General features: G+C 59.1%; 22 protein-coding genes. 14 read left to right on the top strand and 8 right to left on the bottom strand.

Annotation, left to right across the window (positions count from 1 at the left end):
- Window positions 1-212: 212 nt before the first annotated feature.
- The 3 genes from GBC55_RS20830 to GBC55_RS20820 all read right to left on the bottom strand — a co-directional run bounded on the left by GBC55_RS20830 (window position 213) and on the right by GBC55_RS20820 (window position 2,483).
- Window positions 213-584: a translation initiation factor Sui1 gene (locus tag GBC55_RS20830; protein WP_162439123.1), complete on the bottom strand. Its 372-nt coding sequence runs from the start codon at window positions 582-584 to the stop codon at window positions 213-215.
- 279 nt (window positions 585-863) lie between these two features.
- Window positions 864-1,412 carry an NUDIX hydrolase gene (locus GBC55_RS20825; RefSeq protein WP_162439124.1) on the bottom strand — a complete coding sequence of 183 codons (549 nt, stop codon included), beginning with the start codon at window positions 1,410-1,412 and terminating at the stop codon, window positions 864-866.
- A gap of 3 nt (window positions 1,413-1,415) precedes the next feature.
- Window positions 1,416-2,483, bottom strand: coding sequence for a DUF2333 family protein (locus tag GBC55_RS20820; RefSeq protein WP_162439125.1), 1,068 nt, complete (start codon window positions 2,481-2,483; stop codon window positions 1,416-1,418).
- Window positions 2,484-2,958: 475 nt separating this feature from the next.
- Here GBC55_RS20820 and GBC55_RS20815 point away from each other — a divergent pair, with 475 nt between their 5' ends.
- The 13 genes from GBC55_RS20815 (at window position 2,959) to GBC55_RS20755 (ending at window position 19,979) form a co-directional block, all read left to right on the top strand.
- Window positions 2,959-4,629, top strand: a complete 1,671-nt coding sequence (locus GBC55_RS20815; RefSeq protein ID WP_162439126.1) for a PleD family two-component system response regulator — start codon at window positions 2,959-2,961, stop codon at window positions 4,627-4,629.
- A 52-nt stretch (window positions 4,630-4,681) separates the two neighbouring features.
- Window positions 4,682-6,628, top strand: a complete 1,947-nt coding sequence (locus GBC55_RS20810) for a methyl-accepting chemotaxis protein (RefSeq protein WP_162439127.1) — start codon at window positions 4,682-4,684, stop codon at window positions 6,626-6,628.
- A 377-nt stretch (window positions 6,629-7,005) separates the two neighbouring features.
- Entirely contained in the window at window positions 7,006-7,461 is a 456-nt protein-coding gene (aroQ, locus tag GBC55_RS20805; RefSeq protein ID WP_162439128.1) for a type II 3-dehydroquinate dehydratase, read from the top strand.
- Between the two features lie 24 nt (window positions 7,462-7,485).
- Window positions 7,486-7,947 carry an acetyl-CoA carboxylase biotin carboxyl carrier protein gene (gene accB / locus GBC55_RS20800; RefSeq protein ID WP_054044024.1) on the top strand — a complete coding sequence of 154 codons (462 nt, stop codon included), beginning with the start codon at window positions 7,486-7,488 and terminating at the stop codon, window positions 7,945-7,947.
- 17 nt (window positions 7,948-7,964) lie between these two features.
- Window positions 7,965-9,323 carry an acetyl-CoA carboxylase biotin carboxylase subunit gene (accC, locus tag GBC55_RS20795; protein WP_162439129.1) on the top strand — a complete coding sequence of 453 codons (1,359 nt, stop codon included), beginning with the start codon at window positions 7,965-7,967 and terminating at the stop codon, window positions 9,321-9,323.
- Window positions 9,324-9,658: 335 nt separating this feature from the next.
- The gene (gene prmA, locus GBC55_RS20790; RefSeq protein ID WP_162439130.1) at window positions 9,659-10,537 is read left to right on the top strand and encodes a 50S ribosomal protein L11 methyltransferase; all 879 of its coding nucleotides are present in this window, start codon (window positions 9,659-9,661) and stop codon (window positions 10,535-10,537) included.
- 30 nt (window positions 10,538-10,567) lie between these two features.
- On the top strand, window positions 10,568-11,788 hold the full coding sequence (locus GBC55_RS20785) for a DUF3426 domain-containing protein (RefSeq protein ID WP_162439131.1): 1,221 nt from the start codon (window positions 10,568-10,570) through the stop codon (window positions 11,786-11,788).
- Window positions 11,789-11,973: 185 nt separating this feature from the next.
- On the top strand, window positions 11,974-12,984 hold the full coding sequence (gene dusB / locus GBC55_RS20780) for a tRNA dihydrouridine synthase DusB (RefSeq protein ID WP_162439132.1): 1,011 nt from the start codon (window positions 11,974-11,976) through the stop codon (window positions 12,982-12,984).
- Window positions 12,981-13,301 carry a DNA-binding transcriptional regulator Fis gene (gene fis, locus GBC55_RS20775; RefSeq protein WP_007907419.1) on the top strand — a complete coding sequence of 107 codons (321 nt, stop codon included), beginning with the start codon at window positions 12,981-12,983 and terminating at the stop codon, window positions 13,299-13,301. The genes dusB and fis overlap by 4 nt, the downstream gene beginning before the upstream one ends.
- Window positions 13,302-13,382: 81 nt before the next feature.
- A complete protein-coding gene (gene purH, locus GBC55_RS20770) occupies window positions 13,383-14,990 on the top strand; it encodes a bifunctional phosphoribosylaminoimidazolecarboxamide formyltransferase/IMP cyclohydrolase (RefSeq protein WP_162439133.1) in 1,608 nt (535 codons plus the stop codon).
- 155 nt (window positions 14,991-15,145) lie between these two features.
- Window positions 15,146-16,441, top strand: a complete 1,296-nt coding sequence (gene purD / locus GBC55_RS20765; protein ID WP_162439134.1) for a phosphoribosylamine--glycine ligase — start codon at window positions 15,146-15,148, stop codon at window positions 16,439-16,441.
- Between the two features lie 99 nt (window positions 16,442-16,540).
- On the top strand, window positions 16,541-19,318 hold the full coding sequence (locus GBC55_RS20760) for a hybrid sensor histidine kinase/response regulator (RefSeq protein WP_162439135.1): 2,778 nt from the start codon (window positions 16,541-16,543) through the stop codon (window positions 19,316-19,318).
- Between the two features lie 64 nt (window positions 19,319-19,382).
- Entirely contained in the window at window positions 19,383-19,979 is a 597-nt protein-coding gene (locus GBC55_RS20755; protein WP_019582263.1) for a MarC family protein, read from the top strand.
- A gap of 32 nt (window positions 19,980-20,011) precedes the next feature.
- Here the strand turns inward: GBC55_RS20755 and GBC55_RS20750 are convergent, their stop codons facing one another.
- From GBC55_RS20750 to cobG, 5 genes are all read right to left on the bottom strand, one after another.
- On the bottom strand, window positions 20,012-20,836 hold the full coding sequence (locus GBC55_RS20750) for a hypothetical protein (RefSeq protein ID WP_162439136.1): 825 nt from the start codon (window positions 20,834-20,836) through the stop codon (window positions 20,012-20,014).
- A gap of 166 nt (window positions 20,837-21,002) precedes the next feature.
- Complete coding sequence (cobJ, locus tag GBC55_RS20745) at window positions 21,003-22,721, bottom strand: precorrin-3B C(17)-methyltransferase (protein ID WP_162439137.1); 1,719 nt, start codon at window positions 22,719-22,721, stop codon at window positions 21,003-21,005.
- Window positions 22,721-23,452 (bottom strand): precorrin-2 C(20)-methyltransferase, encoded by a 732-nt coding sequence (locus tag GBC55_RS20740; RefSeq protein WP_162439170.1) that lies wholly within the window; start codon window positions 23,450-23,452, stop codon window positions 22,721-22,723. Before GBC55_RS20740 ends, cobJ begins: the two co-directional genes overlap by 1 nt.
- Window positions 23,452-24,078 (bottom strand): precorrin-8X methylmutase, encoded by a 627-nt coding sequence (locus GBC55_RS20735; protein ID WP_162439138.1) that lies wholly within the window; start codon window positions 24,076-24,078, stop codon window positions 23,452-23,454. Before GBC55_RS20735 ends, GBC55_RS20740 begins: the two co-directional genes overlap by 1 nt.
- The gene (gene cobG, locus GBC55_RS20730) at window positions 24,071-25,393 is read right to left on the bottom strand and encodes a precorrin-3B synthase (RefSeq protein ID WP_162439139.1); all 1,323 of its coding nucleotides are present in this window, start codon (window positions 25,391-25,393) and stop codon (window positions 24,071-24,073) included. Before cobG ends, GBC55_RS20735 begins: the two co-directional genes overlap by 8 nt.
- A 256-nt stretch (window positions 25,394-25,649) precedes the next feature.
- On the opposite strand from cobG, the gene GBC55_RS20725 reads away from it, so the two are divergent.
- Complete coding sequence (locus GBC55_RS20725) at window positions 25,650-26,300, top strand: hypothetical protein (protein ID WP_162439140.1); 651 nt, start codon at window positions 25,650-25,652, stop codon at window positions 26,298-26,300.
- Window positions 26,301-26,393: the final 93 nt, after the last annotated feature.

Below are 26,393 nucleotides of genomic sequence, written 5' to 3'. Positions count from 1 at the left end.
GAAGTCCCCTATAAAGAAGTCATAGAGCGTCGCCTGGGTTCAGGCCGGCGCAGTCTAAAGAATGAAAATGACGGTTCGTCAACGAGGGATAGACCTCGCTGACCGCAGTGAGTTTAGAAACCGGTCAGAACAGGCTCTGTGAAAACCATGTGGGCGACACCAGACCTGCTGTGAGGACCGGATCAAGCCGAGGGTGGTTTTCACAGAGGCTGCTAGCCGCCGGACTTCTTCGCTTTGAAACCGAGTTTGATCAGCTCGGCCAAGAGTAGCTCGACATGATCGCCCTGGATTTCGATGATCCCGTCTTTCAACGCTCCACCCGTGCCGCAACGTTTCTTCAACGCAGTGGCAAGGTCCTTGAGCGCATCTTCAGCCAATGGCACGCCGGTGATGGTCGTCACCGTCTTGCCGCCACGGCCCTTGCTTTCGCGGCGCACGCGAGCAATGCCGTCGCCAGCCGGGATAACGGTCTGTTTGCAGATGCAGGCATCCACCGGTTTACTGCAATCCGGGCAATGACGACCTGCGTCGGTGGAAAATACCAGGCCACCAAGGGCGGCGAAGGAAGCGGCTTTTTTGGCCACCGGCAATCCTCTTGGGAGGACAAAGACTGGCCGCGGCACTTGGGTGCCATCGACCGCGAAGCCCCACTCAGGCAGGGGCAGCGCTACTGAAACGGAAAAACAAGCATTTCGCTGTAGGAGCGAGCCTGCTCGCGATGGACGTCAACGATAACGCGCGGCATCAGGCAGCACACGTCGTCCTTGCGTTTTTCGCGAGCAGGCTCGCTCCTGCAAAAGGTCGCGCAGTGTAACGACAAAAAGCCGGCTTGCTAAGAGCCAATCGGCGCCAATTTATGCCTCTTATGCGACGTCATCGCCGCGGGCTCTCAGATAGCGCTTCAATGCAGCCAGAGAGTCCGGGCAATAAGGCTTTTGCTCTATTTCGAGCATGACCTGATCGACAGGGATAAAGCGCGCTTCGAGCACTTCCTCCGGTTGCAGGATCAATGGGCCATCCCACACCGCCGAAAACGCTGAACACCAGAGGCGATTCCCCGTGTCTTCGAAAAAAAAGTGATCGTGAGCGACCAGCTCCACGCCGCTTACGCCCAGCTCTTCTTCCAGCTCACGGGCCGCCGACTCGGCGTAGGTTTCAGTGGCGAGCACCATGCCCCCCGCCGCGACGTCCCAATAACCCGGGTAGATCGCTTTGCTCAGGGTGCGCCGGTGCACGCAGAGCTCACCGGCGGAGTTGAACAGCATGATGTAGGTGCCGCGTCCAATCAGCTCGCGTTCGCGCAAATCGGAACGGACCAGGGCGCCGAGCAGATTATCCTGCTCGTCGACCCAGGCGATCTGTTCGGCATCCGAGGCCACGCGGTGGGCGGCCTCTTTGTCGCTGTCGGACATGACTCAGCCCTGATTGAGCAATTGACGCAAATCGATCACCGCAGCGTTGGCTCGGGAAATGTAGTTGGCCATGACCAGCGAGTGGTTGGCCAGCACACCGAAGCCGCTACCGTTGAGGATCATCGGGCTCCAGACCGGTTCTTGCGACGCTTCCAGTTCACGAATGATCTGACGCACGCTCACGGTGGCATTCTTCTTGGCCAGTACGTCAGCGAAGTCGACTTCGATAGCGCGCAACAGGTGAGACAAGGCCCAGGCCTGGCCGCGAGCTTCGTAGAACACGTTGTCGATCTGCATCCACGGGGTTTCGACGATTTCTTCGTCGACCTGCGGCACCTGACCCGGCGCCACGACTTCAGTTTTCAACGCCGTGTTCAGCTTGACCCGGCCAACGCTGGCCGACAGGCGTTGCGACAGCGAACCCAGGCGGGTGCCCACATCGCCCAACCAGTTGTTCAGGTTGTCGGCACGGGCGTAGAACAGTGCGTTTTTCTGCGAAGGATCGGACAGGCGAGCCTGGTAACGGCTCAGGGAATTGATGCCTTCCTGATACTCGGATTCACTGGAGGGCAGCACCCAGCTTTTATTGTCAAAGTTGAAACGCGGCTCGGCCTTGGCCAGATCAGAGTCTTCCGCCGACTGCGATTGCGAACGGGCGAAGTCTTTACGCAAGGCGCGCGTCAGATCGCGGACCTGTACCAGCACGCCATATTCCCAGCTTGGCGTGTTGTCCATCCACAGGCCTGGCGGGAAACGATCGTTGGAAATGTAGCCGCCCGGTTTGTTCAGCAGGGTCCCGGCAACGGTTTTAAGGGTTTCAACCGTGGTGTAGCCGATCACCATCTGCTTGCCTTCTTTCTCGGCAGCGACCTGGGCATTTTGTTGAACCGGAAACAGCGCCGGCTCCTGGCTCCAGTACCAGCCAAGGGCAATCGTCACAATCAGGTAGATGGCGATCAGAGTGGCCAGCGCCCGGCTGAACAGCAGGCCACCGATATAGCTGCGGGCAGCCGATTTAGGTTCAGCGGCACGTTCAGGCGCACTGCCCGCGCGGTTCTTCCAGTCCAGCATGGCGATATCCTTTCAATCACTTGAGTTCATCGGTTCGACCACAACCCTACGCCATCGTGCCTCGTTTGCCGCGCAGAATCTGATCGAGCCGCCACTATAAATGAAGCGCACACCTTGTTGGAGCAAGCGAAGCATACCTCTCGTACGCTCTCATCCAGAACAAAGCACCCTGTAGCAGCTGGCGAAGCCGGTGGTGAGGGGATTTATCCCCGTTCGGCTGCGCAGCAGTCGTAAAGATTTGGGGCCGCTGCGCGACCCAACGGGGATAAACCCCCTCGCCACGCCGCAACCGGACGCAGGCTTCGCCAGCTGCTACAGGTATTACGCCTGCCCCGATTGCATCCGACCAACCAGTCATAAACTGAATAGAGCCACTTTCCAGATTATTGATGCACGACACTCATCCAAATGAAAAGAGATGCTAGCATAGAGCCACCAGTCGATCTCAGCATGCACCCTAACTAGTAGTCAGGATATGACCGAGCCAGAAGACCCCAGCCGTGAGCGCCTCAAGCACCACTTTGCCCAGCGGGTAATTCATCAGGCACGTCAAATTCTTGAGATATGGCAGCGCCTGCAACGCAGCGAGTGGTCCACGACCGACCTCTCGGAATTGAGCGAAGCCAACTTGCGCCTGCTACGGTTCGCCGAGCGTTTCGAACAACCGGAACACACTCATCTGGCGCGCCACATCGGCCAGGCGCTGGACGCTGTCGACGCCAACCGTGGACGCCTGAGCAGCGGCTTGATCACCGACCTAAATCGCTTGATGCAGCGCCTGTCGCGCACCGGCTTGCGGCATGGCGATCAACTCGACCAAACGTTCCTGCCTCCGTTGCGCAAACCGATCTATGTGCTGCTGCAGGATCATGAGCGCGCCGAGCGCCTGGCCAAACAGCTCGAGTTCTTCGGCCTCAGCGCCCAATCCCTCGACAGTGTGGCGGCGTTTCGCTCTTCAATGGTCGAGCGATTGCCTGCGGCGATTGTCATGGACGTGGATTTCTGCGGAGCCGGTATCGGTTTGAAACTCGCGGCCGAGGCCCAGGAAGGCCTGGACCATCAATTGCCGTTGTTGTTTTTCAGCCTGAACGAAACCGACACCCCTACCCGCCTCGCCGCCGTGCGTGCCGGTGGCCAGGAGTTTCTGACCGGCACCCTCGAAGCCTCGAGCCTGCTGGAGAAGATCGAAGTCCTGACCTGCGTCGCCCAGTACGAACCCTTTAAAGTGCTGATCATCGACGATTCACGCGCCCAGGCGTTGCACACCGAGCGCCTGCTCAACAGCGCCGGGATCGTCACGCGCACCCTGATCGAACCGATTCAGGCCATGGCCGAACTGGCCGATTTCCAGCCAGACCTCATCATCCTCGACATGTACATGCCCGCCTGCACCGGCACCGAATTGGCCAAAGTGATTCGCCACAACGACCGTTATGTCAGCGTGCCCATCATTTACCTCTCGGCCGAAGACGACCTGGACAAGCAACTCGACGCCATGAGCGAAGGCGGCGACGACTTCCTGACCAAACCGATCAAACCGCGCCATCTGATCACCACCGTGCGCAACCGCGCAGCACGGGCGCGCAATTTGAAAGCACGGATGGTCCGCGACAGCCTGACCGGTCTGTATAACCACACACACATCCTGCAATTGCTCGAAGACTGCAGCTTCCGCGCCCGCCGCGAGAACAAGCCATTGAGCTTTGCAATGCTCGACATCGACCATTTCAAACGGGTCAACGACAGCCATGGCCACCCCATGGGCGACCGGGTGATCAAAAGCCTGGCGTTGTTCTTGAAGCAGCGCTTGCGCAAGACAGACTTCATTGGCCGTTACGGCGGTGAAGAGTTCGCTATCGTGATGCCGGACACCGATCTTGAGTCGGCCCATAAAGTGCTCGATGAAATTCGCCAGCGTTTTGCCGAGATTCACTACCCAGCCCAGCCGCAGGATCTTTGGTGCACGTTCAGCGCCGGGGTTGTGGACCTTGATGATGACTGCGACAGCCTGATGATGGCGAGTCAGGCAGATGAGGCGCTGTACCGGGCCAAGCATGCCGGGCGCAACCGCGTGCAGTCCGCGCGGGCATCAAAGCAAAGTGCCATCTTTTCATCGGAATCCAGCGAACTGGTCATAACCCTGTAACAGAAACGCAATAACTTCAGGCGCTTACCATTCTGCCGTTGGTAGTCCCGCGATGCGCCTGAAGCTGCTGACCAATCTCAACACCCTCCTTTTAGTCGCCGTGTGCCTGGCCCTTGGCGCCACGCTGTGGTGGTCGCAAAAAGCCCTCGAACGCCCTTATCTATTAATGGAGCGTTACCTGGGCCTGTCCCAGCAATTTCAGAATGGCGTTGTGCGTAACGTTGAGGATTACCTCGCCAGCGGCGATGCCCTGCGCCTCAGCAGCGCCAGCCAGGCGATCGACGACCTGAATAAAGAACTCGGTGAGTTACCCCCGGCGTTGGCCGACACCTTGCGTCCAAGCCTGTCGAACCTCGAGGCATTCAGCAAAACCGACTTGCTCGCCGCCGGAAAACTCGCGGGCGACCCACAGGCCTTGCTATTGCAAGCCGAACGCGAACTGGGGGCCAGTCTCGACCAGCTCAGCCAGTACGCCAGCACGAATGCGGCCTACCTGACGCCGCTACTCGCCGCCTCTCAACACCTGGGCAAGCTGTCGCTGGCACGGGAAAAACTGGTGAGCAGCGGCCGCAGTGAACTGGCCGCCGACGTCGAACGCGAAGTCGCCAACATCCGCACTCAGGCTGAACGGCTGGATGCCTTGCCACTGTTGGGCGTGACCAGCAGCAGCGAGTCGAACACCGATGATTTCGCCGCATTGATGGGGCTGGAGAACACCGAGAAAGCCGTGGCTGAAGATGCGGGTGTCGGGCTCAAACGCGAACTCAACAGCTTGCTGAGCCGTTATCCGTCGGAGCTTGAGCGCACCCGCGAACAGATTCACAAACGCAGCGAACTCGGCGCGGCCACGCACCAGAAGATCACGGACGTACAACACGCAATTGCCGGCCTGGAACCCGTGGTGCGCGCACAACATGGGCAAATCCAGAGTGAAGTGCGGCTGATGCAAGGGGTGATGATCGGGCTGATCCTGTTGATCGCCTTGCTCATCGATACGCTGCAGCGCCGCCTGGCGCGTACGCTGACCAATCTGGCACCAGCCCTGTCGACCTGGGCCGAAGGCGACTTCAGCCGGGACATCGAGCTGGGCAACACCAACCGCGAACTGCATGACATTCAATTGTCGCTCAACCGCTTGCGCGCCTACCTGGTTGACCTGGTGGGAACCATCCGCCTCAACGCCGAACAAGTCGCCGGCAGCAGTCGAACCTTGGCCGAGTTAAGCAATGATTTGCACAGTGGCGCTGAACATCAGGCAGGTGACACGGCGCTGATCCGCGATTCGCTGGGGGAACTGGAAGCGACCATCCAACAAGTCGCTGGCGATGCCAGCCAGGCTGCCGACGCCAGCCGCCATGCCGGATTGGCGGTGGCGCACGGGCAGAAAGTCATCGGCTTGAGCCTCACCGGGCTGCATTCGCTTGTCGGGGAAGTGCAAGGCAACGCGCAGATGATCGAACACCTGGCCGAGGAGTCCGCCACCATCGGCGGTGTCCTGACCGTGATCCGCTCGATTGCCGACCAGACCAATCTCCTGGCCCTGAACGCCGCCATCGAAGCGGCTCGCGCAGGGGAAATGGGTCGGGGGTTTGCGGTGGTGGCCGAGGAAGTCCGCTCGTTGGCGCAACGCACGGCGGGCGCTACGGCAGAGATTCAGACGCTGATTGCCGGCCTGCAAACCGCGGCGCGTCAATCGGTGGAGGGCATGCGCGCTCAGGTCGAACACGCCGAAGCCACCGCTCACCAGGCCCAGGCAGCCGACGGTGCGCTGGATAAAATCGTCGGTGCGATTCAAACCATTTCCGACACGGCAGTGCGCATCGCCGATGTCACCGCTCAGCAAAGTGGTGCTGTCAGTGAGATCCGCGATCACAGTGAGCGAATTCATCAATTGGGTGGGGATAACCTGCTGCGGATTGGCGAAGGACGTGAGCAAGGGGAGCATCTGTTGGTGCTCGGTGGACGGTTGCACACGGCCGTTCAGGCCTTCCGCGTCTGAGAGACCGCTATCATGCCCTCACCTTCGATACGCTTGTTCGTCATGCGCCGCTCTCTCTGCCGGCTGTTTTTTGTGCTCGCCCTGCCGGCCCGTGCCTCCGGGTTGCTCCGCAGTACCTGGACCGGGTTCTCGCCGGAGCCAGATCTTCCAGTATTCCACTGTTGGCGCGCCGATCTGCGAGTCATCGACGAGGTCACCGCGTGAGACTTCGCCGAACGTGTTCAGAAGGCGAATGACCGGAATTAATTACACGGTCATATATTTCGCGCAAACATCGGCCATCGTGCTGGCTATTGCATAGAACTGGACAGTCACAAAGGCTTTGCGGCATAGTCGCCGAGTTCTGACAATTGCTCACAGATAACAAGGAACAGCAGATGGCAACCTTACTGGTTCTGCACGGACCCAACCTGAACTTGCTCGGCACCCGCGAACCGGGCACCTATGGCGCGACGACGCTGGCGCAGATCAACCAGGACCTGGAACGCCATGCTCGCGAAGCCGGTCACCATCTGCTCTACCTGCAAAGCAACGCCGAGTACGAATTGATCGACCGCATCCACGCCGCGAAAGGCGAAGGTGTGGACTTCATTTTGATCAACCCAGCAGCTTTTACACACACAAGCGTCGCATTACGTGACGCGTTGCTGGCGGTGAGCATCCCATTCATCGAAGTGCATTTGTCTAACGTGTACAAACGCGAACCTTTCCGCCATCACTCTTACTTCTCCGACGTAGCGGTGGGAGTGATCTGCGGCCTTGGCGCCAGCGGTTATCGACTGGCCCTGGAGGCCGCCCTAGAGCAGCTTGAACAACAAGCTATACGCCCCTGACCGACCCTTGGGAGTTGATGATTCATGGATATCCGTAAAGTTAAGAAACTGATCGAATTGCTGGAAGAGTCCGGCATCGACGAGCTCGAGATCAAAGAAGGCGAAGAGTCCGTACGTATCAGCCGCCACAGCAAGACTCCAGCTCAGCAGTACTACGCACCGGCTCCCATGCATGCTCCGGCGCCTGCGCCAGTTGCTGCTGCTCCGGTTGCCGCTGCCGCGCCTGCTGCTCCGGCCGCGCCAGTTCTGAACGGCACTGTTGCCCGTTCGCCTATGGTCGGCACCTTCTATCGCAAATCTTCGCCAAGCTCGCCGTCCTTCGTTGAAGTTGGCCAGACCGTGAAGAAAGGCGACACCCTGTGCATCGTTGAAGCGATGAAGATGATGAACCACATCGAAGCTGAAACCAGCGGTGTGATCGAATCCATCCTCGTCGAAGACGGCCAGCCGGTTGAGTACGACCAACCGCTGTTCACCATCGTTTGAACCGCGGAGAAACTTTGATGACTGCGAAGTTGGAAAAAGTTCTGATCGCCAACCGCGGTGAGATTGCCCTGCGGATTCTGCGTGCCTGCAAAGAGATGGGCATCAAGACTGTCGCTGTTTACTCCAAAGCTGACAAAGAGCTGATGCACCTGGGCCTGGCAGACGAATCCGTTTGCATCGGTCCGGCATCGGCCGCGCACTCTTACCTGCACATTCCGGCAATCATCGCCGCTGCTGAAGTGACCGGCGCTACCGCCATTCACCCAGGCTACGGTTTCCTTGCGGAAAACGCTGATTTTGCTGAACAGGTCGAGAACTCCGGCTTCGCGTTCATTGGTCCGAAAGCCGACACCATCCGCCTGATGGGCGACAAGGTATCGGCCAAGCACGCCATGATCGCTGCTGGCGTTCCAACCGTTCCGGGTTCCGACGGCCCGCTGCCTGAAGACGAAGAAACCGCTCTGCGCATTGGTCGCGAAGTCGGTTATCCGGTGATCATCAAAGCCGCTGGCGGCGGTGGTGGTCGCGGTATGCGCGTTGTGCATAAAGAAGAAGACCTGATCTCCTCGGCAAAACTGACCCGCTCCGAAGCTGGCGCGGCGTTCGGCAACCCGATGGTCTATCTGGAAAAATTCCTGACCAACCCACGCCACGTGGAAGTCCAGGTTCTTTCCGACGGCCAGGGCCACGCCATCCATCTGGGCGACCGCGATTGCTCGCTGCAACGTCGTCACCAGAAGGTTCTCGAAGAAGCGCCGGCACCGGGCATCGACGAGAAGGCTCGCCAGGAAGTGCTCGCTCGCTGCGTCAAGGCGTGCATCGACATCAATTACCGTGGCGCGGGCACTTTCGAGTTCCTGTACGAGAACGGGGCGTTCTATTTCATCGAAATGAACACCCGCGTTCAAGTTGAGCACCCGGTCACTGAAATGGTCACCGGCATCGACATCGTCAAGGAGATGCTCAGCATCGCCGCTGGCAACAAGCTGTCGTACACCCAGGATGACGTCGTCATCCGCGGTCACGCGCTGGAATGCCGGATCAACGCCGAAGACCCGAAAACCTTCATGCCAAGCCCGGGCACGGTCAAGCATTTCCACGCTCCAGGCGGCAACGGCGTTCGCGTCGACTCGCACCTGTACAGTGGCTATGCCGTTCCGCCGAACTACGATTCGTTGATCGGCAAGCTGATCACCTACGGCGCAACCCGTGACGAAGCGCTGGCGCGCATGCGCAATGCGCTGGACGAAATCGTGGTCGACGGGATCAAGACCAACATCCCGCTGCACCGCGACCTGGTCCGCGATGAAGGCTTCTGCAAAGGTGGTATCAACATCCACTACCTGGAACACAAGCTGGCTGGCGACAAGCACTAAGCTTAAGCCTGATCAACAAAGCCGCCTTCGGGCGGCTTTGTTGTTTCTGGGACACCTCTTCCGACCTGCAACACACCCGTGTAGCAGCTGGCGAAGCCTGCGTCCGGCTGCGCAGCAGTCGTGAAGAATTGGGGCCGCTGCGCGACCCTACGGGGATCCATCCCCTCGCCACGGCGCAGTCGAACGCAGGCTTCGCCAGCTGCTACGGGGGTGTCACGGTTCAACTGAGCGGCGTTCGGCGCTGTCCGCTCCCACAAACGCCCCGCGCTCGCGTAAACTTGCGCGCTTCTCGCAGCCCGCTAGGCTGCAATCAATATTTTTCAAAGGTGCCCGCCATGCCTTGGCTGCAAGTCCGTCTCGCCATCAGCCCAGAACAAGCCGAAACCTACGAAGACGCTTTCCTTGAAGTGGGCGCCGTGTCGGTAACGTTCATGGACGCCGAAGATCAGCCGATCTTCGAGCCGGAACTCAACACCACGCCTCTCTGGTCGCATACACATTTGCTGGCCCTGTTCGAAGATGGCACCGAAGCCGCCAGCGTTCTGGCCCACCTTGAATTGCTGACCGGCAACCCGCTGCCCGAGCATCACAGCGAAATCATTGAAGACCAGGATTGGGAACGCAGCTGGATGGACGATTTCCAGCCAATGCGCTTCGGTCAACGCCTGTGGATCGTGCCAAGCTGGCACGCTGCGCCCGAACCAAACGCCGTGAACATTCTGCTGGACCCGGGCCTGGCGTTTGGCACTGGCACTCACCCCACCACCGCGCTGTGCCTTGAATGGCTGGACGGTCAGGACCTGAAAGACTGCAACGTGCTGGATTTCGGTTGTGGCTCGGGAATTCTGGCAATTGCCGCCCTGTTGCTGGGTGCCAAGGAAGCGGTCGGTACCGACATCGACGTGCAGGCGCTGGAAGCGTCGCGCGACAACGCCGGGCGCAACAACATCGCTGAAGCGCTCTTCCCGCTTTACCTGCCAGAAGACCTGCCACAGGTTCAGGCTGACGTGCTGGTTGCCAACATTCTCGCCGGCCCGCTGGTCTACCTGGCTCCGCAGCTGTCCAGCCTGGTCAAACCAGGTGGCCGCCTGGCTCTGTCCGGCATTCTTGCCGAACAAGGTGAAGACGTCGCCAAAGCCTACGCCCAGGACTTCGATCTGGACCCGATCGCCAATCGCGATGGCTGGGTGCGCATCACAGGCCGTCGGCGCTAGAATGAGCGCCTGCATAATCCGGATCGCCGCATGACCGACAGCTTCGTCACTCAGTGCCCGCATTGCCAAACCAGCTTCCGCGTCAGCCATGCTCAGTTGAGCGTGGCCCGTGGTGTGGTTCGTTGCGGCTCGTGCTTGCAAGTATTCAATGCCGCCAAGCAGCTGCTGGAGCAGAGTCTTGGTCAGGAAGCGGCGTCTGCGATTCCCGCCACCGTCGAGCCGCCAGAGCAACGGGCGATCAGCCTGAAACAGTGGACCGCCGCCGAGCTGGATCTCGACAGCCTGGACCTGGACGAAGAACTCGCCCGACTTGAGCAACGGGAAATACAGCCGACCACCGAATTTGGTCGCCATCGCGAAGACACGTTGAGCGCTCGTCGCGACACTACCGATCACGATGAAGCGCCGTGGGCCGACAGCCTGTTCAGTGAGTCAGCAGCCGATCGCGCTCAGGCCGACGACATTGAAGAAGACACGAAACCGCCGACTGTCCTGCTCAAACCGGCACGCACCGAACCGTCGTTGACGCTGGAGCTGGTGGAACTCGACGATGAACCTCGTCCGCCCTTGGTGCGTCAGGACCTGGTGCTCGACTCGCCACCACCGCGCGAACGCTTGTCCGCAACCGCCGACGTCGATGATCTTGAAGACGACCTGCCTTCCATAGAGCCCTTGCGCAAGAAGCGCAGCGAACCGAACGGCCGCGCCGAAGCCCTGCAGGATCTGACCGACGATCCGCTGCAACTGGACTGGCAAAAACGTCGCTCCCCCTGGGGTCGACGGTTTTTCTGGTTGCTGTTGATCGTGCTCGCCGCCGGCGCCCTCGCCGGCCAGTACGTGGCTTACCATTTCGAAGAACTCGCGCGCCAGGACCAATACCGCCCTTGGTTCCAGCAACTGTGCCCGCAGTTTGGTTGCACCGTGCCATCCAAAGTCGACATTGCCAAAATAAAGAGCAGCAACCTGGTGGTTCGTAGCCATCCGGACTTCAGCGGCGCACTGGTAGTCGATGCGATCATCTATAACCGGGCCGCATTCTCCCAGCCGTTTCCGCTGCTGGAGTTGCGCTTTGCCGACCTCAACGGTCACCTGATCGCCAGCCGTCGATTCAAACCTGGCGAGTACCTGAGCGGCGACCTCGAAGGCATGGCAGAAATGCCACCACAAACACCGATCCACATCGCGCTGGACATTCTGGATCCAGGCTCCAAAGCGGTGAACTACAGCTTGAGTTTCCACTCTCCCGAGTGAAACGGTTCACTGATCCCGGATTGGCGACGGATTTCTGACTTTGCCCGCGTGGACCAAACCGCTGGCGATAACAGAATAGTTGTTCAGATTTTGTTCAATTCAGCCTTTATCCAGTCATCGAGAGCGGGTATCATGCCAACCCTTTTTCGAACTCTCATGATCCGGCCCCACAACAGGGAAGTCCTATGTCGGCGGTACGCATCGGTCCATATACATTGCACAACGGCTTGATTCTCGCCCCCATGGCGGGCGTCACCGACCAGCCCTTTCGTCAGCTGTGCAAGCGATTGGGTGCAGGACTTGTAGTCTCGGAAATGGTGACCAGCGACATGAGTTTGTGGAACACCCGCAAATCGCGCATGCGCATGATCCACGAAGGTGATCCCGAGCCGCGCTCGGTACAGATCGCCGGTGGGGATGCACAGATGCTGGCGGATGCGGCTCGGGCCAACGTCGAACTGGGCGCACAGATTATTGACATCAACATGGGTTGCCCGGCGAAGAAGGTCTGCAACAAGGCTGCCGGATCTGCGCTGTTGAAAGATGAAGCGTTGGTAACCGAGATCCTGCAGGCCGTCGTGGCCGCAGTCGATGTGCCGGTCACCCTGAAGATCCGGACCGGGTGGGACCGGGACAACAAGAACGGCCTGACGGTGGCGAAGATCGCCGAGCAGGCAGGCATAACGGCGCTAGCGGTCCATGGCCGCACCCGGGCCGATCTGTACACCGGTGAAGCCGAGTACGACACCATTGCCGCGATCAAGCAGGCGGTGTCGATTCCGGTCTTTGCCAACGGCGATATCGATTCGCCGGAAAAGGCCCGGTACGTGCTTGACGCGACCGGTGCCGATGGCCTGCTGGTTGGCCGTGCTGCCCAGGGGCGGCCATGGATTTTTCGCGAGATCGATCATTACCTGCGTACTGGTGAAAAACTTCCGGCGCTGGAATTGATCGAGGTGGAACGCATACTGCTAGAGCATTTGGCCGCGCTGCACGTCTTCTATGGAGATGTCATGGGCGTGCGCATTGCTCGCAAGCATGTGGGCTGGTATCTCGCAACCTTGCCGGGCGCCAGGGAATTTCGCGCCCACTTCAATCGTTTGGAAGATACGGAAGCACAATGCGCCAACGTTCAGGGCTTCTTCGCCGAACGTTATAAGAGCCTGACAGGGGACGGAGAAGGGGTGGCCGCATGACGATGATGACCGAGACTTTAGTGAGTGGAACAACACCCGTGAGCGACAACGTGAATTTGAAACAGCACCTCAATACGCCGAGCGAAGAAGGTCAGACCCTTCGCGGGAGTGTCGAGAAGGCGCTGCACAATTATTTCGCCCACCTTGAGGGCGCTGCCGTCACGGATGTGTACAACCTGGTGCTCTCCGAAGTCGAGGCTCCCCTGCTCGAGTGCGTGATGAACTACGTCAAGGGCAACCAGACCAAGGCGAGTGAGCTGCTCGGACTCAACCGGGGCACACTGCGCAAGAAACTCAAGCAGTACGATTTGCTGTAAGCATTCAATCAAACCAGAAAGGCGCCCGCGTAAAAACGGTCGCCTTTTTTGCTGACTCCTTTGCTTTTGATGGAAATTGAAATGACCGACCAGACTACCCGCCTGCCGATCCGCCGCGCCTTGATCAGCGTTTCCGACAAGACCGGGATCCTCGAATTCGCCAAGGAGCTTGAAGCCCTGGGCGTCGAGATCCTCTCCACCGGCGGAACGTTCAAGCTGCTGCGCGACAATGGCGTTGCCGCAGTGGAAGTCGCGGATTACACCGGTTTTGCAGAAATGATGGACGGTCGGGTCAAGACTCTGCACCCGAAAATCCACGGTGGGATCCTCGGTCGTCGCGGTATCGACGATGCCATCATGAACGAGCACGGCATCAAGCCGATCGACCTGGTAGCGGTCAATCTGTACCCGTTCGAAGCCACCATCAACAAGCCGGGCTGCGACCTGCCGACCGCTATCGAAAACATCGATATCGGCGGCCCGACCATGGTTCGCTCTGCAGCCAAGAACCACAAAGACGTGGCCATCGTGGTGAACGCCAGCGACTACGCCAATGTACTGGAAGGCCTCAAGGCCGGCGGCCTGACCTACGCTCAGCGTTTCGACCTGATGCTCAAGGCCTTTGAACACACCGCTGCCTACGACGGCATGATCGCCAACTACATGGGCACCGTGAACCAGGCCGCTGACACTCTCAGCACTGAAGGTCGCAGCGAATTCCCGCGCACCTTCAACAGCCAGTTCGTCAAGGCTCAGGAAATGCGCTACGGCGAGAACCCGCACCAGAGCGCGGCGTTTTACGTGGAAGCCAAGCCGGCCGAAGTCGGCATCGCCACCGCAACCCAGCTGCAAGGCAAAGAGCTGTCGTATAACAACGTGGCCGACACCGACGCCGCGCTGGAATGCGTGAAGAGCTTCGTCAAGCCAGCCTGCGTGATCGTCAAGCACGCCAACCCATGCGGCGTCGCCGTGAGCCCGGACGCCGAAGGCGGCATCCGTCAGGCCTACGAGCTGGCTTACGCCACTGATACCGAATCGGCATTCGGCGGCATTATCGCTTTCAACCGCGAACTGGATGCTGAAACCGCCAAGGCTATCGTCGAGCGTCAGTTCGTCGAAGTGATCATCGCCCCGAGCGTCAGTGAAGAAGCCCGCGCCATCGTGGCCGCGAAAGCCAACGTGCGCCTGCTGGCGTGCGGCGAGTGGTCGGCTGATCGCGCTGCGGCGTGGGACTACAAGCGCGTCAACGGTGGCCTGCTGGTACAGAGCCGCGACATCGGCATGATCGGCAGCGAAGATCTGAAAGTCGTGACCAAACGCGCCCCGACCGAACAGGAAATCAACGACCTGATCTTCGCCTGGAAAGTCGCCAAGTACGTTAAATCCAACGCCATCGTCTACGCCAAGAACCGTCAGACCATCGGTGTCGGCGCTGGCCAGATGAGCCGAGTGAACTCGGCACGCATTGCCGCGATCAAGGCGGAACACGCCGGCTTGCAGGTAGCAGGCTCGGTAATGGCCTCCGACGCGTTCTTCCCGTTCCGCGATGGCCTGGACAACGCAGCCAAGGTGGGTATCACCGCAGTGATCCAGCCAGGTGGCTCGATGCGCGATGCGGAAGTGATTGCTGCGGCTGATGAGGCCGGCATCGCCATGGTCTTCACCGGCATGCGCCACTTCCGTCACTAAGTACACGATCCACTGTAGGAGTGAGCCTGCTCGCGATAGCTATTGATCAGTCAAAGCAGCAGTGACTGAAAGACCGCAATCGCGAGCAGGCTCACTCCTACAGAAAAGCATCTCTGCGGTGCTCCACAGAATTAGCGTCATCCGAGGTTTTTGAAATGAATGTTTTGATCATTGGCAGCGGTGGCCGTGAACACGCACTGGCCTGGAAAGTGGCTCAGGATCCGCGTGTGCAGAAAGTTTTCGTCGCGCCAGGCAACGCCGGCACCGCCATTGAAGCCAAGTGCGAAAACGTCGCCATCGACGTGCTGGCGCTTGAGCAGCTGGCTGACTTCGCCGAGAAAAACGTATCGCTGACCATCGTTGGTCCGGAAGTACCGCTGGTGGCGGGCGTTGTCGACCTGTTCCGCACCCGCGGCCTGGATTGCTTCGGCCCAACGGCTGGCGCGGCCCAGCTGGAAGGCTCGAAAGCGTTCACCAAGGACTTCCTGGCTCGCCACAAGATCCCGACCGCCGACTACCAGAACTTCACCGAGATCGAGCCAGCCCTGGCCTATCTGCATGAAAAAGGCGCACCGATCGTGATCAAGGCCGACGGCCTGGCCGCCGGCAAAGGCGTGATCGTTGCCATGACACTGATCGAGGCCGAAGACGCCGTACGCGACATGCTGGCCGGTAATGCCTTCGGTGAGGCCGGTTCCCGCGTGGTCATCGAAGAGTTTCTGGACGGCGAAGAAGCCAGCTTCATTGTCATGGTCGACGGCAAGAACGTGCTGCCGATGGCCACCAGCCAGGATCACAAACGCGTCGGCGACGGCGACACCGGCCCCAACACGGGCGGCATGGGTGCTTACTCCCCTGCCCCGGTGGTCACCAGCGAAGTGCACAAACGCGTGATGGACCTGGTGATCTGGCCGACCGTTCGCGGCATGGCCGAGGAAGGCAACGTCTACACCGGTTTCCTCTATGCCGGTTTGATGATAGACAAAGCTGGTAACCCAAAAGTCATCGAGTTCAACTGCCGTTTCGGTGACCCTGAGACCCAACCGGTCATGCTGCGTTTGCAGTCGAGCCTGGTATTGCTGGTCGAAGCAGCACTCGCGCAAGCGCTGGATAAAGTCGAAGCACAGTGGGATCCACGTCCGAGCGTCGGCATTGTGCTCGCCGCCGGCGGCTACCCCGGCGATTACGCCAAAGGTGTTGCCATCAACGGTCTGGATGCAGCGGCGGCACTGGAGGGTAAAGTCTTCCACGCAGGTACCGCGCTGAAAGACGGTCAGGTAGTGACCGCCGGTGGTCGTGTACTGTGCGCAACCGCAATGGGCGTCAGTGTCGATGCGGCTCAGCAGCAGGCTTACAAGCTGGCGGCCAAAATAGACTGGGAAGGCTGTTTCTATCGCAAGGATATTGGCTACCGCGCCATTGCCCGCGAGCGTGGCGAAAATCAGGAATAAACGATTCATTCGGTCGGGCAAGGGCCACAGGCTCTTGCCGGACTATTCCGGCGCCGCGCATAGTTATAATCTGGCATCAACCTACGAAGGGATTTCGCCGTGCGCTGGCTCAGGATTGCCATAAGCCTCACTGTCACTCTGTTGACCTTGCTCTGCATGCCTGCGGCCCACGCCGCGCAAGGCAGTGGCTGGAGTGTATTGCTCGACGAACAGGGCAACCTGCAGCTGAGCGACATCCGTTCCGTTCGCTACACCAATCAATTCAGTCCCATCGAACTCGAACGTCTCACCGCGGCCGAGCCCGATGGCGCTTTATGGCTGCGTTTCAGGCTTGCGCCCGGCAAGCACGAGCAAGTGCTGAAAGTGTTCGCACCCGACCTGTCGCACCTCAACCTCTACGTGCTGGAGGGCGACAAGCTCATCGAGCAAACCAATTCCGGGACGGATGAGCCCAAGGCCGAGCACCCATTGCCCAGCAGCGATTTCATGCTGCCACTGCCCCAAAGCGACAAGCCTCTCGACGTTTACGTGCGCCTGGTTTCCGATCACCAGATGCGGCCTTACATCACGCTGCAATCGGCGGTCACCACCGCTGCCAATCAGACCCAGACCCTGATCTATGGCCTGCTATTCGGCTGCATCGGGATGCTGATCCTGCACAACCTCATCCGCTATGCCTATACCCGATCCCGCAGCAGTTTATGGCTGGCAGGTTGTGAGGCCTTGCTGATGCTCAGCCTGGCGATGCTGCTGAATCTGGCGGGGCCCTGGCTGCCCAATTGGCAGGCGCTACAGACGCCGGGAGCTTACGTGGCCTTGCTGATGACCGCTCCGTGCGGTCTCATGTTTGCGTACCGCTTCTTCGCTCCGCTCGGCCCTCACCCGCTGAACAAGCTGCTGATGGGCGACATCCTGTTCATCATTGCTTGCGGCCTGCTACTGCTATTCGTCAACACGCTGCCGCTGAATATCATTACCTACGCAATGGTCGCCCTCGCCGGTCTCAGCATGCTGTTCGTGGGCGCCTGGCACTGGCAAAAAGGCTATCGTCCGGCGCGCCTGTTCGTGGCCGCCATGGTGGTGTTCAATCTCGGCACATTGATTATCCTGCCCGCCTTGCTGGGGCTGACCCTGGTGGAACCCCAGGGATTGATCACGACACTCCTGGCATTCATCTGCGTCAGCGGTCTGCTGATGAGCATCGCCCTGAGCGAACGCCAGCGCAGCATCACCGAAGACCGGTTCAGCGTCAGCCGCGACCTGGCCGCCAGCAACGCCGAAATCAACGCCAAGGCCGAGTTTCTGGCCAAGATCAGCCATGAAATCCGCACCCCGATGAATGGTGTCCTCGGCATGACCGAGCTGCTGCTGGGCACACCACTTTCGGTCAAGCAGCGCGACTACGTACAAACCATCCACAGCGCCGGCAATGAGCTGCTGACACTGATCAACGAGATTCTCGACATTTCCAAGCTCGAGTCCGGGCAGATCGAACTGGACGATGTGCAGTTCGATCTCAATGCGCTGATCGAAGACTGCCTGAGCATCTTCCGCGCCAAAGCGGAACAACAAAACGTCGAGTTGATCAGCTTTATCCAGCCGCAAGTACCACGGGTCATCAGCGGCGATCCGACACGCCTGCGTCAAACCCTGCTGAGCTTGCTGGAAAACGCCCTGAAGAAAACCGACGAAGGCGAAATCCTGATCGTCGTTGCCCTCGACGAGCGCAGCGCCAAGCCGCGGTTGCGCATAGCCGTCCAGGACAGCGGCGAGCCGATGGACGCCGAAGAGCGCGACGCGCTGATGCATGCCGAACTCCACAGTAAAAATTTCCTTTCGGCCAGCCGTCTCGGCGGGAATCTCGGGCTGGTCATCGCCCGTCAATTGATTCGCCTGATGCAAGGCGAATTCGGGATCAAGAGCGGTGCCAACCAGGGCAGCACGTTGTGGCTGACCTTGCCGCTTGACCCCGACCGTCTCGAGCACCCGACCTCCGACCTGGACGGCCCCCTGCAAGGTGCACGTGTACTGGTAGTCGATGACAACGACACGTGTCGCAAAGTGCTGGTGCAACAATGCACGGCCTGGGGCTTGAATGTCAGTGCCGCCCCTTCGGGCAAAGAAGCACTGGCGCTGCTGCGCACCAAAGCGCACCTGCGTGATTATTTCGACGTGGTCCTGCTGGACCAGAACATGCCTGGCATGACCGGCATGCAACTGGCGGCCAAGATCAAGGAAGACCCAAGCCTCAACCATGACATTTTGCTGATCATGCTGACGGGAATCAGCAACGCGCCGAGCAAGATCATCGCGCGCAATTCCGGGATCAAGCGCATCCTGGCCAAACCGGTGGCTGGTTACACACTCAAGACCACCCTGGCCGACGAACTGAATCAGCGCAATAAAGGCGTGGCCGTACCACACCGCCCGCCCACCGGGCCGACACTACCGATCAAGGTTCCCGGCGATTTCCGCATCCTGGTGGCGGAAGACAACAGCATCTCAACGAAAGTTATTCGCGGCATGCTGGGCAAACTCAACTTGCAACCGGACACTGCCAGCAATGGCGAAGAAGCCCTGCAGGCCATGAAAGCCCAACGTTATGACCTGGTCCTGATGGACTGCGAAATGCCAATACTTGACGGTTTTTCGGCAACCCAGCAATTGCGTGCCTGGGAAGTGGGCAACAAGCGAATCCGTACCCCCGTGGTGGCATTGACCGCGCACATCCTCGCCGAGCATAAGGAACGTGCGCGGCAGGCTGGCATGGATGGGCACATGGCCAAACCGGTCGAGCTTTCGCAGCTGCGCGAGTTGATTGAACATTGGGTTGCCCAGCGCGATCTGCTGAACCAGACGGCGACCCAAACGTCCTGAGCCGACAGCCTCGACAGCGCCTGATAGACTCTCCCCCGACTTCCATCGCCAGTGAGCTCACCCCATGCTCCACGTGTTGTTCAGCGTTTACTTGAAGATGCTGGTGCTCTACAGCCCCTTCTTCGTCCTGTCCTGCTTTATCAGCCTGACCCGCGGCTACTCGCGCAAAGAACAACGTCGACTGGCCTGGAAAGTGGCGATCGCGACCCTGGTCTCAAGCGTCCTGTTGTATCTGTTCGGTCGAGTGATTTTCGATGTTTTCGGCATCACGGTGGACGCGTTCCGCATCGGCGCCGGCAGCGTATTGTTTATCTCTGCGCTCGGCATGGCCCAAGGCAAATCGGTGGTGCAAACTGACAACGTTCAGCAGGACGTGACCATCGTCCCGCTGACTATTCCTTTGACGGTAGGCCCCGGCACTATCGGCGCCTTGCTGGTGATGGGTGTGAGCCAGCCCCATTGGGACGACAAATTGACCGCCATCCTCAGCATCGCCCTGGCCAGCTTCACCGTTGGCGTGGTGCTTTATCTGTCAAACCGCATCGAACGAATTCTGGGTGACCAGGGCTTGCAGATTGTCAGCCGGTTGATGGGATTGTTTGTGTGCGCACTGGCGGCACAAATCATATTTACCGGCGTGAAGGGGTATCTGGTGCCTTGATAAACAAGGCACTTTCCTTCGGTGGGTAATTGTTATCGAATGCGCTGATGGCGCTTAAATCTTTTATTCAGCTGTGTGGCCTGCTGCTGATTGAGCACCTGTTCGATATCGTCTTTCACTTGCGCATAACGCAGTGGATTAAAGGTAATGAACGACGCCGCACGAAACACCTCGAGGCTCGTTGTTTTCAAATCAAAAAAGAGCAGTCCGGCATCGTCCTTGTCAGCGTTACTGTCGATGGACGACAACATGATCATGATAAGACCGTTTTTCAGCTGCTCGCAGGGCAAGATCGCCAGCTTCACGCCTTTTGTCTTAGTGACCTCGTAATTAAATACTTTGACGATGTCAGGCTCTTTCTTTATCGACTCCAATGTGGAATCTGCGATAGCCCCTAATACGGTTGCGCCAGGTATGGCGGCTTTGGCCGCGTCGACGCCCGCTTTGATAATATCAGCGACAATATTGGACATCGTCAGATTCAAAGCGCTGCGAGTGTGCTCTATCGTTCCACTGTCGGGAACATAGCAGCCCAGATCTTCCATGCAGCTCAAGAACGCACGATGCCACTCCCTGGGCTTTTTATCCCCCGGCACTTCCAGCGTTGCTTCCATCTTCGAGAATTTGATGATGTTTTCAATGATGGTCATATTTTCAAGCGAGACGTTATCGCCATAACCGACCAGCGTATTACCCAGAACAACGGCATCCAGTTCTTTGGTAGGGCTAGAACTGTCCGGCGCAACTAAAGATCTTGCGCGCCCCACATTGGGAATTATTAATTGACGTCTGGCAATACGCCACGCCACTAAAGCCCGACTGACTTCAACACTGACTTTACCTTCCAGATCTTCCATTCCAACAATCCTTGTTAGTTTCGTTTAGTGCGACTGTGCACGCGATAAACCTATCGCACTGAATCCCGCTCTTCAAACACCATTAAATGTCCTTTTATGTGAGAGCAGGATGCGCAGTAACCGCCAGAGTGTTCCGAGCCTGAAGCCCGGACATTCCGGTGTTGATTTAATCAATCATTGGCTTGGCTATATCGAGCAATTGATCGCCGTAACTTCGAGGGGTGTATACCCAGGGCAGACCTTCCGCGCGAGGGAAAACACGCGTCGTGGACGAACCGATCAACACCATCGTTCGCATGTCCACCTGATCGGGGGTCAATTGCCCCAGTGTGGTGACCCGCAACGTTTGCCCCGGACGCCCGATATCACGCCCCAATACCACGGGCGTTTCAGGTGTACGGTGCTGCGCGACTATCTCGAGCGCCCGGCCTAATTGCCACGGACGGGAGCGCGAGATCGGGTTATAGAACGCCATGGCCAGATCGGCTTGAGCGGCCAGATCCAGACGCTTCTCGATGATCGCCCAGGGCTTGAGGTTGTCAGACAGCGACAGCACACAGAAGTCATGCCCCAAGGGTGCACCTGCCTGGGCAGCGGTCGCAAGCGATGCCGAGACGCCAGGCAGAATCTCCAGGTCGACGTTGTGCCACGCCGGGTCACTGGATTCATGCAGCGCTTCAAGCACCGCCGCCGCCATGGCAAAAACGCCCGGATCTCCGGAGGAAACCACGACGACGCAACGGCCTTGCGCCGCCAGTTCGAAAGCATGACGCGCACGCTGCATCTCTTCGCGATTGTCGGTGCAATGCAGAATTTGATCAGCGCGAAAAGGCCCTGCCATGCGCACGTAGGTTTCGTAACCGAGCACATCGTTGGCGCGAGCCAATTCCGCTTTGACCGCCGGCACCATCAAATCGGCAGCGCCCGGCCCCAGACCGATAACGGCCAGGCGCCCGCGAGGACGACCGATCAGCAACGGATCCAGCGGATGCTCGGCGACCGCGACAGTGATGCCGTTATGGCTGTGAACAGTCGCCGCCCCAACCGCCCCACTGATCGTATCGCTGACACTGCCAGCCGCAGAAAACCGCAACGGCACACCGAGTTCATCAGCCGCATCACGCAGCGCCTGACTGGCCATCTGCTGATCACTGGCCAACAGACAGGCCAACGATTGCACGGCAATTTTTGCCTGCTGCAGGGCCTGGCGAATCGCATCGGCCAGGTCCGCAGTCTCGGCACTGACCAACACCAGAACACTTTTCGGGTAAATCAGCAGCTCATTCGCGACAGGCTCACGCTCGGCGCTACCAATATGAATGGCCAGATGCGCCTGTCGATCCTGCAGCAACTGCGCTTGCGCCAGCCAGGGCGCATCACCCTCGATACGAACAGGCTCGCCACCGAGCAAATCGGAAACGAATCGCTTGCCGAGTTCAAGGTCGCCCAGTGAATAGCCTTCCGGTGGGTTCAGCAAACAGGTGCCAAACCGCAATTCGCCACTGGTGGTAATGGCGGCTGCCACGCCCAGCCCTTGAGCAATGTCGCGGGCCAACACGTTCACACCGCCCAGCCCACCCAACAACGGCACCACCGCGCTGCCGTCTTCTGCAACGGCCAGTACCGGCGGTTCTGCGCCTTTTTCCAAGAGCAGTGGCGCCAGCGTGCGGATCACGATCCCGGCTGCACACAGGGCAATGATGGGCGTGTTTTGTTGATAGAGCTCGCGCAGGGTGGAGCCGAACTCGTGATAGATGACGTCCACGTCTTCGACCCGTCCAGACAAGCCGTGGATCAGTGCGCCTGGCAGCAGTCGTTGAATGTCACGTGCGGTCGCCAGGCTGCCATCACCAAGGATGACGATTGCCGGAACTGGATGAGTCATCAGCCCTGCCACCTTTCACCTGGAACGATGATCAACGAGAAATACGGCGAAGACATCGGCTCAACCTGATCCAGCGGCACGATTTTCTGATTGGCCATGGTTGCGCGCTCGACGTACAGCGCACGCTCTGCCAACCCGAGCTCTTCCAGGACCTGTCGAACCTTGGGGAAGTTGCGCCCCAGCTTCATGATCACTGCTGCATCGGCGTCGGCAAGGCGACGTTTGAGATCCTCATGGGGCAGGACACCTGATAACACCGACAGGCTCTGATTGCGATAAACCAGCGGCGCGCCCAGTACCGAAGCCCCTCCCAGCATCGAACAGACACCCGGTACGACCTGCGCTTCATAGCGCTCGGCCAGACGATCGTGCAGGTACATGTAGGAGCCATAGAAGAACGGATCGCCTTCGCAGATCACCGCCACATCGCGACCGGCATCCAGATGCGCGGCAAGCTCTTCGCCTGCCGCGTCGTAGAAGTCGCTGATCACTTGTTCATACGACAGCGGCGCCGGCAACGCCTCGGTGGTCACCGGATACACCAGCGGCAACAACGTCTGCGCATCCTGCAAATGAGCCTCGATGATGCCGAACGCATTGCCCTTTTTGCCTTTGGCGACGAAGTACGCCACCACCGGCGACTCGCGCAACAGGCGCAATGCCTTGACGGTAATCAGTTCCGGATCACCGGGCCCGACCCCCAGACCGATCAAGCGTCCACGTTGCTGCATCATTCGATCTCCGTGGCGAGGGCATTGACGGCGGCTGCGGCCATGGCGCTTCCACCGAGGCGGCCTTGCATGATTACAAACGGCACGCCGCGACTGTCAGCCGCGAGCGCTGCCTTGGATTCGGCGGCGCCCACAAAGCCCACGGGAAAACCAAGAATCAGCGCCGGTTTCGGGGCGCCGGCATCGAGCATTTCCAGCAAATAAAACAATGCCGTCGGTGCGTTACCGATGACCACCACGCTGCCTTCCAGGTGCGGGCGCCACAATTCCAGCGCTGCGGCGGACCGGGTGTTGCCCAGTTCACGGGCGAGGTCCGGCACGCTGTCGTCACGCAGCGTGCAGATAACCGAGTTGTTGGCCGGCAGCCGGGTGCGGGTAACGCCCTCGGACACCATCCGTGCATCACACAGGATCGGAGCGCCGGCGGCGAGTGCATCGCGCCCGGCCTTGCCGGCGCCTTCGGAAAACTGCAGGCCGTCAATGGCATCGACCATGCCGCAGGCGTGGATCACTCGTACCGCGAGTTTTTCCAGATCGGCCGGGATTCGCTCAAGGTTGGCCTCGGCACGAATGATCGCGAAGGAGTTGCGATAGATCTCCTGACCGTCGCGGATGTAATCAAGCATCAAGGGGGCTCCGTGGACGGGCATCAAGCAATGCGCCCGCCGCTTCAATAGTGAGATTGCGTGCTTGCAGCGCGCCGAAACCCGGCAGCGCTGCATCGCGAAAATAGAGGTCGTAGTGACCCTGACGGGTCGCCAGCAATGTGACGGGGGCGGTGTGTGCGCAAGCACAGGATCGCGGGCAGCCCGACAGGTGGACCTGCTCCTGTGCGTGTCGACCTTGTCGCAATACGGACAGCCGTTGCGCATCACCCTTGGTGTCGGAGAGTCCTTTGCCGCAACCGGCAGATCCGGTGCACGCAACGAGATGAGTCAGCGGCTGATGGGTGTCGACCAGATATCCCAACGCCTGCAAGCGCCGGCTGACCAGCGATGCATCCGCCTGGCGAATGTTGGGCAGCAGCAGACTCTGCCAAGGGGTCAGGCGCAGGCTTGCATCGGCGAATTCTGCAGCCAGGTAAGCCGCGCCCCTGAGCATCGAAGGATCCAGACGCCCCAGCGGCGGCATGACGCCCACATACACGAAGCCTTCCTGCAGCTGCGGGTAGGTACCTACCGGCAAGCCCAAACCTGTCGCCGTGCGGCGCCATTGATCAAGGGAGATCAGTGGCACGCGACCGGCCAACAGATGTAGCAGTGAATCGGCAGAACGCTCCGCCAACAGGTGCCGCATGCGGGTCTGGTCCGGTCGCGCGAGCTCAAGAAACAACTCCAGGACGGCCACCACCAGAGCATGCCCGTCCTTTAGACGTACCGCCGCGATGGGCGTGTCAGTGGGGCATCCCGCGAAACCGAAAGCAAACAGCAGCTCGCCGTTTCTCTGCGTCGCGCTCAGCCAGAGATCGTGCGGATGTTCGAGCATTGCCAGCGCCTCACCACCATCCAGTTGCACGGCAAACTTGGCCGATAACTCATGGAAGCGCGGATGGATTTGCAGGCAGTCCAGAACCTGTCGGGCCAGGGGACGACTGTCGATCAGCATTTGGGGGTCAATGCCGGCAGCAGGGCTCAGCATCAAGTTGCGAACGTCGTCGCCTGCAACGGTGGTGGGGCCCAATTCGGCGGCCAGCATATGATCGATCAGCGCTGTTGCCTGTTCACCAATACCGCGAATTTGCAGGTTGGCCCGATTGGTGGCCTCTATCACGCCACCGGCATATCGCTCGGCGGCATCAGCCACTGCCAGGGCTTGATCGGTGCGGATCGAGCCACCGTCGAGTTTGATCCGGCAGATCCCGCCGTCCAGCGCCTGGACGACACGCAACAATCCGGGGCAAGCCGAAGGGCGCAAGGGACTGGAGGTCGGACGTGATTTCACGGGATGGCCGTTAACGGGATCAAGGGCGGCATTATGCCTGCTTTGCCGGGCCGGATGAAAAGCTCAAGCACATAGACGACGAAACGCGCCGTTCCTCAGGCACTTGAATTCTGAAACGCTCTTGGTGCCCTGTCGCCACAAACACTTAACAGCCAGTATTAATTCCCTGAGCCTCTCTTGTTTTAACCCTGTGCCTGCTCTTGTACTTTCAATCAACACTTAAAACGGAAGTTTGATTAATGAACAGGAATCGCACATGAATAATGAAAACCCCCCTGGCTTGCTGACCGGACACAGTCTGGTTTCGTGCATTGGTGACCTCTCACTGCAAGATCACGATGATTTGACTGACAGCACCCAGATCGCCACCCGATCCGCCGACATGGTCTACAGCCGCTTTCTCGACTCGACAGAATGGCTGGACGAATATGTCTCCACGCTGCATTTCCTGGGCTGGTCTGTCTTTCAGGACGCCATCGTTACACGCAAGCGTTCCGGGCTCTCGAGGAGCGTTGCGGATTTTCTCGTTCAAAGTGCTCAAGCCATGCCGGACACCCGACAAGGGAACGCCATGATCGACACGCTCGACGCGCTTAAATACAACGAGCCCGCGCTGTTCTCTCTCGACGAGCAAAGTCTGATGGGACAGCGCTTTCAGGCCATCCCTGCGCGGTACGATGAAAAGGGCGTCCTTACCATCGCAGTGTTCAATCTGGAACTGGTGGCTTATACGAAAAAAAGCAGTTTCCTGTTCTGGGATTGGGAAGGACACGCCGCCGCCATCATTCAGCAACGGGCGTATCTCAAACTGGATAAAAAGAAACTTGAAAGCAATAGAGCAATCATTGAGAGGAAAGTACGGGAGATAAAAATGAAGAAGTTTGATCTGCGAAAAAACAAACAATAAGAACCCGCCCCCGTACCCATCGCTTTGACAATCTCCATCAGTGACCCCATTCAACCGCTATCGACACGCGAATACCCTTAACACCGCGCTATG

The organism is Pseudomonas sp. TNT3 (genome assembly GCF_010095445.2).
GTDB lineage: Bacteria > Pseudomonadota > Gammaproteobacteria > Pseudomonadales > Pseudomonadaceae > Aquipseudomonas.
This window is presented reverse-complemented; position numbering and strand designations above follow the sequence as displayed.